This window comes from Paracoccus seriniphilus (assembly GCF_028553745.1).
Classification (GTDB): Bacteria; Pseudomonadota; Alphaproteobacteria; order Rhodobacterales; family Rhodobacteraceae; genus Paracoccus; species Paracoccus seriniphilus.
In genome coordinates this window covers 1,740,720-1,755,637 of sequence record NZ_CP067129.1, presented here as the reverse complement: position 1 = coordinate 1,755,637, position 14,918 = coordinate 1,740,720, and the positions used below count along the sequence as shown (strand labels likewise).

16 protein-coding genes are annotated in these 14,918 nt (G+C 61.4%); 7 read left to right on the top strand and 9 right to left on the bottom strand.

Translation table 11 applies throughout. The annotated features are described in order from the left end of the window. Nucleotides 1-39 precede the first annotated feature (39 nt). Nucleotides 40-2,175 carry a methylmalonyl-CoA mutase gene (gene scpA / locus JHW44_RS08570; protein ID WP_089343365.1) on the bottom strand — a complete coding sequence of 712 codons (2,136 nt, stop codon included), beginning with the start codon at nt 2,173-2,175 and terminating at the stop codon, nt 40-42. A gap of 57 nt (nt 2,176-2,232) precedes the next feature. On the opposite strand from scpA, the gene JHW44_RS08565 reads away from it, so the two are divergent. Further along, nucleotides 2,233-2,754, top strand: coding sequence for a DUF4174 domain-containing protein (locus JHW44_RS08565; protein WP_089343366.1), 522 nt, complete (start codon nt 2,233-2,235; stop codon nt 2,752-2,754). A gap of 89 nt (nt 2,755-2,843) precedes the next feature. On the opposite strand, the gene JHW44_RS08560 is transcribed toward JHW44_RS08565, so the two are convergent. The 7 genes from JHW44_RS08560 to JHW44_RS08530 form a co-directional block, all read right to left on the bottom strand. Next, the gene (locus JHW44_RS08560) at nt 2,844-3,431 is read right to left on the bottom strand and encodes a hypothetical protein (RefSeq protein WP_089343367.1); all 588 of its coding nucleotides are present in this window, start codon (nt 3,429-3,431) and stop codon (nt 2,844-2,846) included. 64 nt (nt 3,432-3,495) lie between these two features. Continuing rightward, the gene (locus JHW44_RS08555; RefSeq protein WP_089343368.1) at nt 3,496-5,544 is read right to left on the bottom strand and encodes an acetyl-CoA carboxylase biotin carboxylase subunit; all 2,049 of its coding nucleotides are present in this window, start codon (nt 5,542-5,544) and stop codon (nt 3,496-3,498) included. Between the two features lie 105 nt (nt 5,545-5,649). Next, nucleotides 5,650-5,862 carry a hypothetical protein gene (locus tag JHW44_RS08550; RefSeq protein WP_089343369.1) on the bottom strand — a complete coding sequence of 71 codons (213 nt, stop codon included), beginning with the start codon at nt 5,860-5,862 and terminating at the stop codon, nt 5,650-5,652. 63 nt (nt 5,863-5,925) lie between these two features. Then, nucleotides 5,926-6,165 carry a hypothetical protein gene (locus JHW44_RS08545; RefSeq protein ID WP_089343370.1) on the bottom strand — a complete coding sequence of 80 codons (240 nt, stop codon included), beginning with the start codon at nt 6,163-6,165 and terminating at the stop codon, nt 5,926-5,928. 136 nt (nt 6,166-6,301) lie between these two features. Next, nucleotides 6,302-6,706, bottom strand: a complete 405-nt coding sequence (locus JHW44_RS08540) for a hypothetical protein (protein ID WP_089343371.1) — start codon at nt 6,704-6,706, stop codon at nt 6,302-6,304. A gap of 72 nt (nt 6,707-6,778) precedes the next feature. Then, nucleotides 6,779-6,919 carry a hypothetical protein gene (locus JHW44_RS08535; protein WP_179217646.1) on the bottom strand — a complete coding sequence of 47 codons (141 nt, stop codon included), beginning with the start codon at nt 6,917-6,919 and terminating at the stop codon, nt 6,779-6,781. Between the two features lie 204 nt (nt 6,920-7,123). Next, the gene (locus JHW44_RS08530) at nt 7,124-8,656 is read right to left on the bottom strand and encodes an acyl-CoA carboxylase subunit beta (RefSeq protein ID WP_089343372.1); all 1,533 of its coding nucleotides are present in this window, start codon (nt 8,654-8,656) and stop codon (nt 7,124-7,126) included. Nucleotides 8,657-8,832: 176 nt separating this feature from the next. Between JHW44_RS08530 and alr the strand changes: the two genes are divergently transcribed. The 6 genes from alr to JHW44_RS08500 all read left to right on the top strand — a co-directional run bounded on the left by alr (nt 8,833) and on the right by JHW44_RS08500 (nt 13,980). Next, on the top strand, nt 8,833-9,849 hold the full coding sequence (gene alr, locus JHW44_RS08525; RefSeq protein ID WP_089343373.1) for an alanine racemase: 1,017 nt from the start codon (nt 8,833-8,835) through the stop codon (nt 9,847-9,849). Beyond that, nucleotides 9,846-10,610: an MlaE family ABC transporter permease gene (locus JHW44_RS08520; protein ID WP_089343374.1), complete on the top strand. Its 765-nt coding sequence runs from the start codon at nt 9,846-9,848 to the stop codon at nt 10,608-10,610. Before alr ends, JHW44_RS08520 begins: the two co-directional genes overlap by 4 nt. Further along, a complete protein-coding gene (locus tag JHW44_RS08515; RefSeq protein ID WP_089343375.1) occupies nt 10,607-11,317 on the top strand; it encodes an ABC transporter ATP-binding protein in 711 nt (236 codons plus the stop codon). Before JHW44_RS08520 ends, JHW44_RS08515 begins: the two co-directional genes overlap by 4 nt. Nucleotides 11,318-11,463: 146 nt before the next feature. Then, nucleotides 11,464-12,540 carry a PhoH family protein gene (locus JHW44_RS08510; protein ID WP_089343376.1) on the top strand — a complete coding sequence of 359 codons (1,077 nt, stop codon included), beginning with the start codon at nt 11,464-11,466 and terminating at the stop codon, nt 12,538-12,540. Next, a complete protein-coding gene (gene ybeY, locus JHW44_RS08505) occupies nt 12,530-13,030 on the top strand; it encodes an rRNA maturation RNase YbeY (RefSeq protein WP_089343613.1) in 501 nt (166 codons plus the stop codon). Before JHW44_RS08510 ends, ybeY begins: the two co-directional genes overlap by 11 nt. Beyond that, on the top strand, nt 13,027-13,980 hold the full coding sequence (locus JHW44_RS08500; RefSeq protein ID WP_089343377.1) for a hemolysin family protein: 954 nt from the start codon (nt 13,027-13,029) through the stop codon (nt 13,978-13,980). Before ybeY ends, JHW44_RS08500 begins: the two co-directional genes overlap by 4 nt. On the opposite strand, the gene JHW44_RS08495 is transcribed toward JHW44_RS08500, so the two are convergent. Next, on the bottom strand, nt 13,968-14,912 hold the full coding sequence (locus JHW44_RS08495; RefSeq protein WP_245846872.1) for an alpha/beta fold hydrolase: 945 nt from the start codon (nt 14,910-14,912) through the stop codon (nt 13,968-13,970). The genes JHW44_RS08500 and JHW44_RS08495 overlap by 13 nt on opposite strands. Between the last annotated feature and the right edge of the window lie 6 nt (nt 14,913-14,918).

The window sequence follows — 14,918 nt, the reverse complement described above, 5'->3', positions numbered from 1 at the left end:
CGGGCAAGGCCGCAGATTGATCTCTGCGGCCTTGTCGTTTCAGTCTTTGCGTGCTGCGCGGATCAGGTTCAGGATATCGGCGGCGGCGGCCGGAATATTGGTGCCGGGTCCAAAGATTGCCTTCACGCCTGCCTTCTTCAGGAAGTCGTAATCCTGTTGCGGGATGACGCCGCCGCAGATCACCAGGATATCTTCTGCGCCCTGAGCCTTGAGGGCCTCGATCAGCTTGGGGGCCAGCGTCTTGTGGCCGGCGGCCTGGCTGCTGATTCCGACGACATGAACATCATTGTCCACGGCATCCTGAGCGGCCTCTTCAGGGGTCTGGAACAGCGGTCCCACATCCACGTCAAAGCCGATATCGGCAAAGGCGGTGGCGATGACCTTGGCACCCCGGTCGTGGCCGTCCTGACCCATCTTGACCACCAGCATCCGCGGGCGGCGGCCTTCTTCCTCGGCGAAGCTTTCGACATCCTTCTGGATCTTGGCAAAACCTTCGTCGCCCTCATATGCCGCGCCATAGACGCCAGCCAGGGTCTTGACCTCGGCGCGGTGACGACCGAACTGTTTTTCCATGGCCATGCTGATTTCTCCGACAGTTGCACGGGCGCGGGCGGCCTCGACGGCGGCTGCCAGAAGGTTGCCTCCCTCGGCCGCACGGCGGGTCACCTCGTTCAGGGCGGCCTGACAGGCGGCCTCGTCGCGGGTGGCGCGAATGTTTTTCAGTCGTTCGATCTGGCTGGCGCGAACCTTGACGTTGTCGACATCCAGAATGTCGATCGGGTCTTCCTTGTCCTTGCGGTACTTGTTGACGCCGACGATCACGTCCTCGCCCCGGTCGATCATGGCCTGGCGGCGCGCGGCGGTTTCCTCGATCCGCAGCTTGGGCATGCCCGAGGCCACGGCTTTGGTCATGCCGCCCAGTTCCTCGACCTCTTCGATCAAGGCCCATGCCTTCTCGGCCAGTTCCGCGGTCAGGCTTTCGATGTAATAGCTGCCTGCCAGCGGATCGACGACATGGGTGATGCCGGTTTCTTCCTGCAGGACCAACTGCGTGTTGCGCGCGATGCGGGCGCTGAAATCGGTGGGCAGGGCGATGGCCTCGTCCAGCGCATTGGTATGCAGCGATTGTGTTCCGCCCAAGGCTGCCGACATGGCCTCATAGGCGGTGCGGATCACATTGTTGTAGGGATCCTGTTCCTGCAGGCTGACGCCCGAGGTCTGGCAGTGCGTGCGCAGCATTTTCGAACCCGGCTTCTTCGCGCCGAATTCATCCATGATGCGATACCACAGCAGGCGCGCGGCGCGCAGTTTGGCGATCTCCATGAAGAAATTCATGCCGATGGCAAAGAAGAACGACAAGCGGCCCGCGAAGGCATCGACATCCATGCCCGCCGCAATGGCCGCGCGGACATATTCACGCCCGTCGGCCAGCGTATAGGCCAGCTCCTGCACCAGATTGGCACCGGCTTCCTGCATGTGGTAGCCGGAGATCGAGATGCTGTTGAAACGCGGCATCTCGGTGCTGGTATATTCGATGATGTCCGAAATGATGCGCATGCTGGGTTCGGGCGGATAGATATAGGTGTTGCGCACCATGAATTCCTTGAGGATGTCATTCTGGATCGTGCCCGACAGTGTCGATTTGTCGTGGCCCTGTTCCTCGCCGGCGACGATGAAATTCGCCAGGATCGGAATGACCGCGCCATTCATGGTCATGCTGACGCTGACCTTGTCCAGCGGGATGCCGTCGAACAGGATCTTCATGTCTTCGACACTGTCGATGGCAACGCCCGCCTTGCCCACATCGCCCTCGACGCGCGGGTGGTCGCTGTCATAGCCGCGGTGGGTCGCCAGATCGAAGGCGACCGAGACCCCTTGCTGACCGGCGGCAAGGTTGCGGCGATAGAAGGCGTTGGATTCCTCGGCCGTGGAAAATCCTGCATATTGGCGGATCGTCCAGGGGCGGCCCGCATACATCGTGGCACGGGGTCCGCGCGTGAAAGGAGCCAGTCCCGGCAGGCTGCCCAGATGCTCAAGACCTTCGGTGTCTTCCTCGGTATAAAGCGGCTTGACGGCAATTCCTTCCAGCGTGTCCCAGGTCAGGCTGTCGGGGTCGCGGCCCTTCAGTTCTTTCTCGGCCAGCTTGCGCCATTCCTCCAGCGTCGGTTTTGTCATGATCCGTCCTTTCCCAAAGGCTGGCTCGTCCTATATTCATATAAGGAAGAGGTGCCGATGAAGTTGAATTTCCTGTTGTTCGCGATGGCTCTTGCGGCCATGGGGCCTGCGCGTGAAGCCGCTGTGCCGTCGGTCGTCCCCGATATCCCCTTGCCACAGCCACAAAGCCCGGAAGAGGTGGAAGCCCCGGCCGTTCCCGAAGCCGAAGCGGTCGCCATCACGGAATATGATGCGTCAAGCGTGCTGCCCGAACAGTTCCGTTGGGTTGCGCGTCCGGTGGTGGTTTTCGCCGATGCCCCCGAAGACCCGGCCTTTCGCGAACAGCTCGAGGCCTTGCGCAGCCGTCCGGATGCCCTGGTCGAGCGCGATGTCGTGGTGATCACCGATGCCGATCCCGAGGCCAACAGCCCTTGGCGCCAGCTGTTGCATCCGCGCGGCTTTTCGCTGGTTGTCATGGACAAGGACGGGCAGGTCAAACTGCGCAAGCCCTTGCCTTGGGATGCGCGCGAAATCAGTCGCGCCATCGACAAGTTTCCGTTGCGTCGCCAAGAGATAGGCCGCGCGGGCGTCATGCCGTGACAATTGAAATTCGGGGCAATCATCCCTATATTGACAGTACAAGGAATGGAGTTCCATGATGAGCACGACATCTTACAACCCTCCGCCGATCACTGGCCGAACTGGCCCGAAGCCGGGCTACTAGGGCGATCTTCTTCGCCTGCGCGCCCGTCGATATTGGCGCGAATCGCTGCCAGCGCCTGATCGCCCAGTTCAAGCGCTTCCAGCTTCATCGAAATGTAATCCCGATACATATTGGCGGCCCTTTCCGGGCCGATCACAGCAAGATCAAGCTGTCTCAGATCCGCGATCATGGCTGATATCGCGTTGAGCTGGCTGTAATACAGCACGATCGGATCAACCGTATCACGCGGCAGCACGTGGATTTCCCCAGCAATCGCCCTGAAGATCGCATCATTGTTCTCGGTCGGAATCACCGGAAAATAGCCGGGTTCCGACAGGATTCGCTGGCGGATCTGTGCGCCATAGGCTCCGACATCATCGCGCCGTAGTGCCGCCAGATAGGCGCGAATTTCCGCGAACAGCGCACGCTGAACATCACGCACCCGATCCGCGCGCAGTTTCGCATCGCGTCTCCGGTTCTGATAGGCCACGACCCACCAGCCGATCGCAAGAAACAGGCCGGCGATCACGGCCTGTTGTGCCTGCGGGGCAAGATATGAGTCGAAGGGCGGCATCAGCCCCGCAGGCCCCTAGGGGCAGGAGGGGCCGGTCTTGCAATGATCTGGCGCGGGGATGATGTCATTCGAACTCCAGAATCACATCATCCACCTTCAGGCTTTGTCCGGCCTCGGCATTTACCGATTTGACGACGGCCTTCTTCTCGGCCCGCAGGATGTTCTCCATCTTCATGGCCTCGACGGTGGCCAGCGGCTGGCCTTCCTCGACCTCATCTCCGACGGCGACATTGATCTTCACGATCAGGCCGGGCATCGGGCACAGCAGGTATTTCGAGGTATCGGGTGCAACTTTCTGGGGCATCAGACGCACCAGTTCGGCCGCACGTGGACGTCGGACATGGACCTTCAAATCCGCGCCACGGCTGCGCAACCGATAGCCGGCGGCGATCCGGTCGACCTTCAGCACCAGCAGCTTGCCGTCCACCGTCAGCCGTGCCAGAGAATCGCCGGGGGTCCAGTTGCTTTCGACACGCAGATCCTGGCCGTCGACAATCACATTGGCGCCGTCGCGGTCGGCCCGGATGCGCACGGGAACTTCGGTATCACCGACAAAGACAACCCAATTCTCGCCGACATGGCGCTCATGGTTGTCCAGCCGTCCGCTGATACGGGTGCGACGGATCTCCGCAACCCGGTGCATGGCTGCCGCCGCGGCCGCGATGCGCATCGTCTCGGATTCCGAGGGAGCAACACCCTGGAATCCGTCGGGGTATTCCTCTTCGATGAAGGCGGTGGTCATTTCACCTGCAGTAAATTTCGGATGATCCATCACCGCCGAGAGGAAGGGCAGGTTGTGGCCGATGCCTTCGACCTCGAATTCATCCAGCGCCACGCGCATCGCCTCGATCGCATCGGCGCGGGTCGGGGCCCAGGTGCACAGCTTCGCGATCATCGGGTCATAGAACATGCTGATTTCGCCGCCTTCATAGACGCCGGTATCATTGCGCACTGCAACGGGACTGTTGCCGCCAGCGGTGCTGTTGACCCAGTTTCCCGTGTCCTTCAGCGGACCTGCCGCAATCTCCGAAGGCGGACGATAGCGGCTGAGGCGCCCGATCGATGGCAGGAAGCCGCGATAGGGGTCCTCGGCGTAAAGCCGGCTTTCCATCGCCCAGCCATTGATGATCAGATCGGACTGGGCAAAGGGCAAAGCCTCGCCTGCCGCGACGCGGATCATCTGTTCGACCAGATCGACGCCGGTAATCAGTTCGGTCACCGGGTGTTCGACCTGAAGCCGCGTGTTCATTTCGAGGAAATAGAAGTTCCGGTCGCCATCGACGATGAATTCCACGGTTCCCGCGCTGCTATAGTCCACGGCCTTGGCCAATGCGACGGCCTGTTCGCCCATTGCCTTGCGGGTGGCCTCGTCAAGGAAAGGCGAGGGTGCCTCTTCGATGACCTTCTGGTTGCGGCGCTGAATCGAGCATTCACGCTCGTGCAGATAGACGGCATTGCCCGCCTTGTCGGCCAGCACCTGAATTTCGATATGACGCGGCTGGGTGACGAATTTCTCGATGAAGATCCGGTCGTCACCAAAGCTGTTGGCAGCCTCGTTCTTCGAGGATTCGAAACCTTCGCGGGCCTCCTGGTCATTCCAGGCAATGCGCATGCCCTTGCCGCCACCGCCGGCACTGGCCTTGATCATGACCGGATAGCCGATCTCGCCGGAAATTTTTACGGCTTCTTCGGCATCGGCAATCAGGCCCATGTAGCCCGGCACCGTTGAAACCCCGGCTTCCTGTGCCAGTTTTTTCGAGGTGATCTTGTCGCCCATGGCTTCGATCGCGGAAGCGGGGGGGCCGATAAAGGCAACGCCTTCAGCCTCGAGCGCCTCGGCGAACTTGCGGTTCTCGGACAGGAAGCCATAGCCGGGGTGAACGGCCTCGGCGCCGGTCTGGCGGATCGCATCCATGATCTTGTCGATCACGATATAGGATTGATTGGCCGGCGGAGGACCGATGTGAACGGCCTCATCGGCCATTTTCACATGCAGGGCATTGCGGTCGGCGTCGGAATAGACGGCTACCGTCGCGATGCCCATCTTGCGGGCGGTCTTGATGACCCGGCAGGCGATCTCACCCCGGTTGGCAATCAGGATTTTCTTGAACATGGGGTCCCCCGGTCGAAAAGACATGAAAAAACCGCCCGCGACCCAAGGTCACGGACGGTCCTGAACGATTCTCTGCGCGCCGCGACGGCGCGCAGGTCAAATCCGTTATTGGCAGAGGCGCACGTCGTCGCACAAGGCGCCGCCGGCTGCGCCGATTGCCGCGCCACCCAGAACGTTTTCACCGGCGAGATCTGCGATGACAGCCCCCGCGCCGGCGCCGATAAGCGCGCGGTCGGTGTCGGTCGGATTGATGTTCTGGGTGCAGGCCGAAACCGCGATGACCGCGAGGACCGCCGAGAAGGAGAGAAGTTTCCGCATGTTCCATTTCCAGTCAGTTGAAGTGACGCAGGAACCGCCCCCGCGAGGTCGCAAGTTCGGGTCTTAGTAGCTTTTCTGGCAGACACCGACGTCGTCGCACAGGGCACCGCCTGCGGCACCGATGGCCGCACCGGCCGCGATGTCTTCATCCAGAACTTTTGCGATGACCGCACCGGCGGCCGCGCCGCCGACGGCACGCTGTGCATCGGGGGTGAGGCCGGTCTGATAGCCAGAGGCGCATGCGGAAAGACCCGCTGCAGCAACGGTAAGGCCTGCGAGGCGGAGGAACAACGAAGTTTGCATTTATGTGTGCCTGTATCTGAAGACCCTGAGCGGGCCAGTTCTTTTGAGTGATAACCGACTATTACATAGTTGATGAGCCCGTCAAACTGACATGGGCGTGAAATCGCGGTATTTGGCAGAGAACCGCGCATTTCCATCACCCTTCGTCCTCATCATCCAGATCGAGCTCTTCCCAGTCGAAATCGGGCTGTTGGCCCGACGCAAACAGTTGCGGGAAGGAAGCTTCGGCGGCTTCGAAATCGATCTGCAGCAATTGCCCGTAATCGGCGGGATCAAATTCGCCGACCGGAACGATTTCACGCCCGATCAGCCAGCCGATACGGCCAGCGTCCAGATTGCCGCGCTCAAAGGGCTCGGCGCCGAAATGCTGGATCAGGGCTGAAAGAAAACCGGCATCGGCCCGCTTGTCTGCGGGCTTGCGATCGCGGAAACGTTCACGGCGCACGATTGGCGTCGCGCCCTTCTTGCGATTCTCTCGGCGAATGGTGAATTGATAGTCGGTGCCGGGCAGGCGGCCTGGAAAGCCACGATGTTTCAGCATGGTGCCCTCATGTCGTCGGGGCGCCGGATGCACGGGCAGCCGGACTGCCCGCGCAAGTGTTTCCTGGTTGGGTTAGCTGCCGTATTTGCCTTGGTAGACCGGCTCGGTCGTGACCGGATCGGCTGCGGTCGGCACATAGACTTCGGGTTCCTGGCGCTGGCAGGCGGCAAAGGCCGAAACCAGAACGAGGCCGAGAATGAATTTCTTCGACATGCGATATTGCTCCTGAATGGCGGGCGCGCTGACGCCCGGCTGCTCGAATTCAGGTCGTCCTCTTCTCGGGCCGACCTGACTTGGATGTTACCGTCCCGTGGTCGCCCGAGACAGCACCGCAACTCGCCCGCAGGTGAAACCTTGCGGGTCTGTGGCCTGGCTGCATCATTCACGCAGATGTGCATTCTCATTCTGTCCCGCCGACTACAGAGGAATGTTGTCGTGTTTTTTCCACGGGTTGGACAGCTTCTTGCTGCGCAGCGAGGCAAAGGCGCGCGCCACCCGGCGACGGGTCGAACGGGGCTGGATCACCTCGTCGATAAAGCCCTTTTCGGCCGCCACGAAGGGATTGGCAAAACGGTCCTCGTAATCCTTGGTGCGCGCCGCGATCTTGTCGTTGTCGCCCAATTCGTTGCGATAGAGAATCTCGACCGCGCCCTTGGCACCCATCACGGCGATCTCGGCCGTGGGCCAGGCATAGTTGAAATCGCCCCGCAGATGTTTGGATGCCATGACGTCATAGGCACCGCCATAAGCCTTGCGGGTGATGACGGTGACTTTGGGGACCGTGGCTTCGCCATAGGCAAACAGCAGCTTTGCGCCATGCTTGATGACGCCGCCATATTCCTGTCCGGTGCCAGGCAGGAAGCCGGGAACATCGACGAAGGTCAGGATCGGGATTTCGAAGGCATCGCAGAAACGCACGAAGCGCGCTGCCTTGCGCGAGCTGTCGATATCCAGACAGCCTGCCAGAACCATCGGCTGGTTGGCGACGACGCCGACGGTGCGCCCTTCCAGCCGGATGAAGCCGGTGATGATATTGCCCGCAAAGTCCTTCTGGATCTCGTAGAAGTCGCCCTCGTCGGCGATCTTCACGATCAGTTCCTTCATGTCATAGGGCTGATTGGGATTGTCCGGAATCAATGTGTCCAGACTTTCCTCGATGCGGGCCGGGTCGTCGAAGAAGGGGCGAACCGGGACGGTGTCGCGATTGTTCATCGGCAGAAAGTCGAACAGCCTGCGAATTTCGGACAGGGCTTCGACATCATTCTCGAATGCACCATCGGCGACCGAGCTTTTCCTGGTGTGCGTGCCCGCACCGCCAAGCTGTTCGGCCGTGACGACCTCATTGGTGACGGTCTTCACGACATCCGGGCCGGTCACGAACATATAGGATGTGTCCTTCACCATGAAGATGAAGTCGGTCATCGCCGGGGAATAGACAGCACCGCCCGCGCAGGGCCCCATGATCACGCTGATCTGCGGGATGACACCCGAGGCCATGATGTTGCGCTGGAACACATCGGCATAGCCGGCAAGGCTGGCCACGCCCTCCTGGATCCGCGCGCCGCCGGAATCATTGATGCCGATGATCGGGGCACCATTCTGCATGGCCATGTCCATGACCTTGCAGATCTTCTGGGCATGGGTTTCCGACAGAGAGCCGCCAAAGACCGTGAAGTCCTGCGAAAAGACATAGGTCATGCGGCCATTGATCGTGCCCCAGCCCGTGACGACCCCGTCACCATAGGGGCGGTCTTCCTGCATTCCGAAATCGGTGCTGCGATGGGCGACGAACATGTCGAATTCTTCGAAACTGCCTTCGTCCAGAAGCAGCTCAATTCGTTCGCGCGCGGTCAGCTTGCCGCGCTTGTGTTGGGCGTCGATGCGACGTTGGCCGCCACCCAGCCGCGCTTCATCACGACGGCGCTCCAACTCTTGCAGAATATCCTTCATGGCAAGCCTCCCGGTTCAGTTGCTGCAAACTATCCTGACACGAGGTTGCAGGAAAGAAAAATCAAGGAAATTTGCAAACTATGTGGTAATGATCCATCGCAAATTGCAAAAATGCAAAAGCGGCATTTCGACGCTGTGGGCTTGACGAGGGCGGGGGCCGGCGTCATGCCACCGGCATGGGACTTCAGATCGATATTCAGGCCATCGTGGCCAACTGGCGGGCGCTTGCGTCCATGGCTCCAACAGCGCGGGCAGCCGCCGTGGTCAAGGCCGATGCTTACGGCCTGGGCGCGGGCAGGGTGGCCGCGGCACTCTATGAGGCCGGAGCGCGCGACTTCTTCGTGGCGCTGGCCCGCGAAGGGCAGGTGCTGCGCGGGCATCTGCCCGAGGACGCCCGCATCAATGTCCTGTCGGGACATATGGAAGGGCAGGACCTGAGCGGGCTGGTGCCGGTTCTCAACAGCACTGAACAGTTCTTCCGCGATCGCGCCATGCGTCCGGGTCAGCCCTTCGCGCTGCAACTGGACAGCGGCATGAACCGCCTTGGGATGGAGGCCGCGGAATGGGCCTCGATTCGTGACGAGGCATTGGCCGCCGGACCCGCTTTCATCATGTCTCATCTGGCCTGCGCCGATGAGCCCGAACATCCCGCCAATGCCAGCCAGCTTGCCGCATTCCGCGCCATGACCGAGGGCTGTGACGTGCCGTTGTCGCTGGCCGCGACCGGAGGCATCCTGCTGGGCAAGGATTATCACTTCGATCTGGTCCGCCCGGGAATCGGCATGTATGGCGGCCTGCCCTTTGCGCAGGCACGGCCCGTCGTGCGCCTGTCGCTGCCGGTGATCCAGACGCGTGTGGTCGAGCCGGGCGAATTCGTCGGCTATGGTTCAACCTGGACAGCTACGGAGCGCTGCCGCATTGCGACCGTGGCTGCCGGTTATGCTGATGGCATTTTCCGTGCCCTGTCCTCCAGTGGGGCCAGCCTTTACGCTGATGGCAGGCCCTGTCCCATCGTGGGGCGGGTGTCGATGGATCTCGTGACCGCCGATGTCAGCGCCCTCGATGGCGTTCCGGCCGAACTTGATCTGATCTGTGACGAGCAGCCCATTGATCGTGTGGCCGATTACGCCGGAACCATCGGCTATGAAATCCTGACGTCGCTGGGGCAGCGATACGAGCGGACATATCTGTGAACCCTGTCGGGCTGATCGGGCGGGCCACGTTGCGCGGTATCCGGGGAACCGGAGCGCTGGCGCTGTTCGTGATGCGGGGGCTTTTCAGAGTCAGGCCGTTTTATCTGCGTGTCTTTCTGACGCAATTGCTGCAGATCGGCTGGCTTTCCCTGCCCGTGGTCGGTCTGACCGCCCTGTTCACCGGCGCGGCACTGGCGCTGCAGATCCATTCTGGCGGGGCGCGCTTTCAGGCCGGTGACGTCGTGCCGGCGATCGTCGCCATCGGCATGGTGCGCGAGTTGGGGCCGGTTCTGGGGGGGCTGATGGTCGCGGCGCGCGTTGCCAGCAGCATCGCCGCCGAGATCGGCACCATGAAGGTGACCGAACAGATCGACGCGCTGATAACCCTGTCAACCGATCCGATGCGCTGGCTGGTGACGCCGCGGCTCTGGGCGGCCATGCTGACCGTGCCCTGCCTGGTGGCGGTCGGGGACGTGATCGGGATCATGGGCGGCTGGCTGATCGGCATCAATTCACTTGGGTTCAATTCGGCCACCTATCTTTCCAACAGCTGGGCCTATCTGGAATATTGGGACGTCATGTCCGGCCTGATCAAGGGCGCGTTCTTCGGGCTGATCGTCGCGGTCAGCGGGTGCTGGTTTGGCATGCACTCAGGGCGGGGGGCCGAAGGCGTGGGCCGGGCGACGAAATCGGCCGTGGTCGCCGCGGCTGTCGGCATATTGGCCGCCAATTTTGCATTGACCGGGATGTTCTTCCGATGATCGCGCTGCAGGGCCTGCACAAGTCATTCGGAGACAAGCACGTTCTGACGGGCATCAACCTGACCGTGGCGCAGGGAGAAAGCCTTTGCGTGATCGGTCAGTCGGGCACCGGGAAATCCGTGCTGCTGCGCTGCATATTGGGGTTGGAGCGCCCCGATGCGGGCGCGATCCTGTGGCGCGGCCAGCCGCTGGACGTGCGCCGCCGGGCCGAGTTCATGCGCGGCTTTGGCATGCTGTTCCAGGGCGCGGCCTTGTTTGACAGCCTGACCGTCTGGCAGAATGTCGCATTCCGGCTGATGCAGCGCATGCCGGCACAGCGGGCCAAGGCGATTGCCATCGAGAAGCTGGCCCGCGTTGGACTGGCTGCAGATACCGCTGACCTGATGCCCGCCGAACTGTCCGGCGGCATGGCCAAGCGCGCCGGACTGGCCCGCGCCATTGCCGATGACCCCGAAGTGATCTTCTTCGATGAACCAACGACCGGGCTGGATCCGATCCGGGCGCGGCGAATCAACGGGCTGATCCGCGATATCGTGCGCGAGACCGGGGCCACCGCCATCACCATCACCCACGACATGGATTCGGTGCGCACGATTGCCGACAGGGTCGTGTTGCTGCAGGACGGGCAGATTGCCTGGGATGGTCCGGTGGGTGCCATGGATGATGCGCCGCAACTTGCGGGTTTTCTGGGCAAGGCCGGGACATGAGCGCTGTCATCCAGGGTCGGATCTGCCACCTATGACCGCAATTTTCACAGATTGTGCAATCTGGAATGTGCAATCGTTCAACATGATCTTGTGCGAATCCCTTCGGATTGCCACCATAGACATACAAGACTGAGCAGGAGATAGATTTGGGCCTGACCCCAACGCCCCCCGTCGCGACACATTCTGGCGAAACCCTGTTGGAATTCCCTGACAATCGCTTGTTGATTGATCTGTGCGGTGTCAATGACCGCCATCTGGCACAGATCGAGGAAGCCCTGAGCATCCATATTCTTCGGCGTGGCAACCAGCTTGCCGTCGTCGGCGATGCCGAAGCGCAGATCGAGGCAGAGCAATTGCTGAACAGCCTCTATGCAAGGCTTGAGCAAAGCAAGCCGGTCACCCCGGCAGAAATCGACGCAGCACTGCGGATGGGGGTGGATGTGGTGCCCGAAACATCGCCAACTGAACAGCTGGAAATGTTCTCGGGCGGAAATTACGAACTGCGCACCCGCAAGAAATCGGTCGAGCCGCGCACCGATGCGCAACGGGCCTATGTCCGGTCTCTGTTCGAGAATGAACTGGCCTTCGGCATTGGTCCGGCGGGGACCGGCAAGACCTATCTGGCCGTTGCCGTCGGCGTGACCATGCTGATCGGCGGGCAGGTGGACCGGATCATCCTGTCGCGTCCCGCTGTCGAGGCGGGTGAGCGCCTGGGCTTTCTGCCCGGCGACATGAAGGAGAAAGTCGATCCCTACATGCAGCCACTATATGATGCGCTGAATGATTTCCTGCCGTCGAAACAGATGCAGAAACTGATCGAGGAAAAACGGATCGAGATCGCACCTCTGGCCTTCATGCGCGGTCGGACCCTTTCCAACAGTTTCGTAGTTCTTGACGAGGCGCAGAACGCAACCCAGATGCAGATGAAGATGTTCCTGACCCGTCTGGGCGAGGGATCGCGCATGGTCATCACCGGGGACCGAACCCAGATCGACCTGCCGCGGGGCATGCAGTCGGGGCTCAGTGACGCGGAACGGATTCTGGATGGTGTGAAAGGTATCAGCTTCAATTATTTCACGGCCAAGGATGTCGTGCGCCATCCGCTGGTGGCCCGGATCATCAATGCCTATGACGCCGAAGATGCCGCAGCGCTCGCACGCGGTGAAAGTGGAGATGGTCGGGGCGGATATGTTCCACGCCGCGCCATTCGGAATGATGCCTGAAGAAATAGCCACGGATTGCGTCATCGAAGATGAGCGATGGGAAGAGGCCGGGCTTGAGGGCCTGGCTGAACGCGCAGTCGAAGCCACCCTGCACTGGCATGAGATTGGCGGCGAAGTGGTTGTCATGGGATGCGATGATCAGCGCATTGCTGCGCTGAACGCCGATTTCCGCGGCAAGCCACGCGCCACCAACGTCTTGTCATGGCCCTCGGTGGAACATGTCCCCCATGCGCCGGGGGAACGGCCCGCTCTTCCCGACGAGGAAGAGCTTGGCGATATCGCCATTGCCTATGAAACCTGCCGTGCCGAAGCCAAGGCGCAGGGCAAGCCCTTTGAGCATCACGCCCTGCATCTGCTGGTCCACGCCGTGTTGCATCTGCTGGGCTATGACCATCAGAATGATCCCGATGCAGAAGTCATGGAGGCAACCGAAAGGTTGATCCTGCAGGAACTGCATGTCCCCGACCCCTATGACGAGAAGGTCCAATGAGATCCGAACCGCGATTACCCGAATATTCGCTTGTCGATGACGGCAACAACTCTCAGCAGGACGGCGAGGCCGAGTTACCTCAGACTCGCGGGTTCTTCGGACGTTTCCTGGATGCCCTGAGCGGTTCGGATGAGGATGAGAAACAGCCCGAACATCCCGAGCGCCGCCCCGCCCAGCCAGCGCCTGGGATGGTCAATCTGCGCCGCCTGCGGGTTGATGACGTTGCCATTCCCAAGGCCGAGATCGTTGCCGCGCCGCTGAATATCTCGCTGGAGGACATGGTCGAGATGTTTCGCGAACATGGGTTTTCGCGCATTCCCGTCTTTCGCGGCACGCTGGACAGCCCGCTTGGCCTGATCCACCTGAAAGACCTGGCGCTGAAACATGGTTTCGGGGTGGGCGGAAAATTCACGCTTCGCCCGATGCTTCGCCCGCTGCTTTATGTTCCGCCCTCGATGCCGATCGGCGTTCTGTTGCAGCAGATGCAGCAGAAGCGCACGCATATGGCGCTGGTGATCGACGAATATGGCGGCGTGGACGGCCTGGTGACCATCGAGGATCTGATCGAACAGGTCATCGGCGAGATTCAGGACGAACATGACGAGGTTGAAGGCGGTCTTTGGGTGGCAGAGAAGCCCGGCCAATGGCTGATACAGGCCCGCGCGCCCCTGAACGAGGTCGAGGCTGAAACCGGCGTCAAGCTTGCCAGCGATGACGAGGATGAAGAGATCGACACGCTGGGAGGTCTGATCTTCATGTTGACGGGGCGCGTCCCGCTGCGCGGCGAGGTGATCTCGCACAGTTCAGGAGTCGAATTCGAGGTTGTCGATGCCGATCCACGTCGCATCAAGCGCGTGCGCTTGCGTCTGCCCGGCGTGGTGGATGGCAAGGCCGTGTCGGATGTCGCGAAGCCGGCCGAGACGGGGGGCGCCGAAGGTCAGACCGACTGAAATCTCTCAAGTGCCGCCCGAAGGAATATCTCGCGCCGGGGCGGCGCTTCCATCATGGCTTCATGGCGGGCACCTTCGAGATGCAATAGCCGCGAGCCGGGCCATTGTTCGCTGCGTTCGGCAATCGCCTTGGTCGAAACGATGCTCTCCTCGCTGCCCAACGAGACGGTCATCGGATGTCGGGGTGATTCCATGCGTGACAGACGCGCAGATTCCTTCAGTGCCTTGCCGACCCAATCGAATGTCGCGCCGCCGATGGTCAGCTCGGGCCAGGCCGCGGCTTCACGCATCAGGCGGCACCATTCGTCTATATCCGATGTCAGCAGGTTCGTGCTGAACGCCTCATCCAGCAAATAGGTGCCCTTGGCACCGGTGCCGGGAACCGCCCGTCCGCCCCGACCCAGCCGGCCGGCGACATAGGCAATGGCGGATGCAGCCCAGAGAGGCAGGGGAGACAGGTTGATTCCCCACATCGGCGCCGAGAAGACCGCCGTTTCCACCGGCAGCCCGTCATGCAGCGCCGCCAGCCCGATGCAGCCGCCCATGGAATGGGCCAGCAGGTGCCACGGTCGGGGCAGATCCAGTTCGGTCGCCGCGGTGACCATTTCGATCACGTCGCGCTGATAATCCGAAAATTCCCCGATATGCCCCGGTCGGGGATCTTCCTGCAAACGCGCGGACATGCCCTGGCCCCGCCAGTCGATGGCAAGAACGGTATAGCCTTCGGCGTTCAGTCGCTGTGCAAAGGGCGCATATTTCTCGACATATTCGGTGCGGCCGGGAAACAGCAGCACCGTGCCATTGGTCTGTGGTGATTCATGTTCCCACAAGGCCATGCGCAGGCGGATCCCGTCATCGGCCGTCGCCCAGAAGGCCCGGGCCGGGCGACTGCTGTCGCCCGGAAGCTGATGAAATGGAGCCGCCTCGATCATCTGAAC

What these genes read in the sequence shown, in the direction of transcription:
- scpA (WP_089343365.1), bottom strand. Translation starts at nt 2,175, where the DNA reads ATGACAAAACCGACGCTGGAGGAATGGCGCAAGCTGGCCGAGAAAGAA.
- JHW44_RS08565 (WP_089343366.1), top strand. Translation starts at nt 2,233, where the DNA reads ATGAAGTTGAATTTCCTGTTGTTCGCGATGGCTCTTGCGGCCATGGGG.
- JHW44_RS08560 (WP_089343367.1), bottom strand. Translation starts at nt 3,431, where the DNA reads ATGCCGCCCTTCGACTCATATCTTGCCCCGCAGGCACAACAGGCCGTG.
- JHW44_RS08555 (WP_089343368.1), bottom strand. Translation starts at nt 5,544, where the DNA reads ATGTTCAAGAAAATCCTGATTGCCAACCGGGGTGAGATCGCCTGCCGG.
- JHW44_RS08550 (WP_089343369.1), bottom strand. Translation starts at nt 5,862, where the DNA reads ATGCGGAAACTTCTCTCCTTCTCGGCGGTCCTCGCGGTCATCGCGGTT.
- JHW44_RS08545 (WP_089343370.1), bottom strand. Translation starts at nt 6,165, where the DNA reads ATGCAAACTTCGTTGTTCCTCCGCCTCGCAGGCCTTACCGTTGCTGCA.
- JHW44_RS08540 (WP_089343371.1), bottom strand. Translation starts at nt 6,706, where the DNA reads ATGCTGAAACATCGTGGCTTTCCAGGCCGCCTGCCCGGCACCGACTAT.
- JHW44_RS08535 (WP_179217646.1), bottom strand. Translation starts at nt 6,919, where the DNA reads ATGTCGAAGAAATTCATTCTCGGCCTCGTTCTGGTTTCGGCCTTTGCC.
- JHW44_RS08530 (WP_089343372.1), bottom strand. Translation starts at nt 8,656, where the DNA reads ATGAAGGATATTCTGCAAGAGTTGGAGCGCCGTCGTGATGAAGCGCGG.
- alr (WP_089343373.1), top strand. Translation starts at nt 8,833, where the DNA reads ATGGGACTTCAGATCGATATTCAGGCCATCGTGGCCAACTGGCGGGCG.
- JHW44_RS08515 (WP_089343375.1), top strand. Translation starts at nt 10,607, where the DNA reads ATGATCGCGCTGCAGGGCCTGCACAAGTCATTCGGAGACAAGCACGTT.
- ybeY (WP_089343613.1), top strand. Translation starts at nt 12,530, where the DNA reads ATGATGCCTGAAGAAATAGCCACGGATTGCGTCATCGAAGATGAGCGA.
- JHW44_RS08500 (WP_089343377.1), top strand. Translation starts at nt 13,027, where the DNA reads ATGAGATCCGAACCGCGATTACCCGAATATTCGCTTGTCGATGACGGC.
- JHW44_RS08495 (WP_245846872.1), bottom strand. Translation starts at nt 14,912, where the DNA reads ATGATCGAGGCGGCTCCATTTCATCAGCTTCCGGGCGACAGCAGTCGC.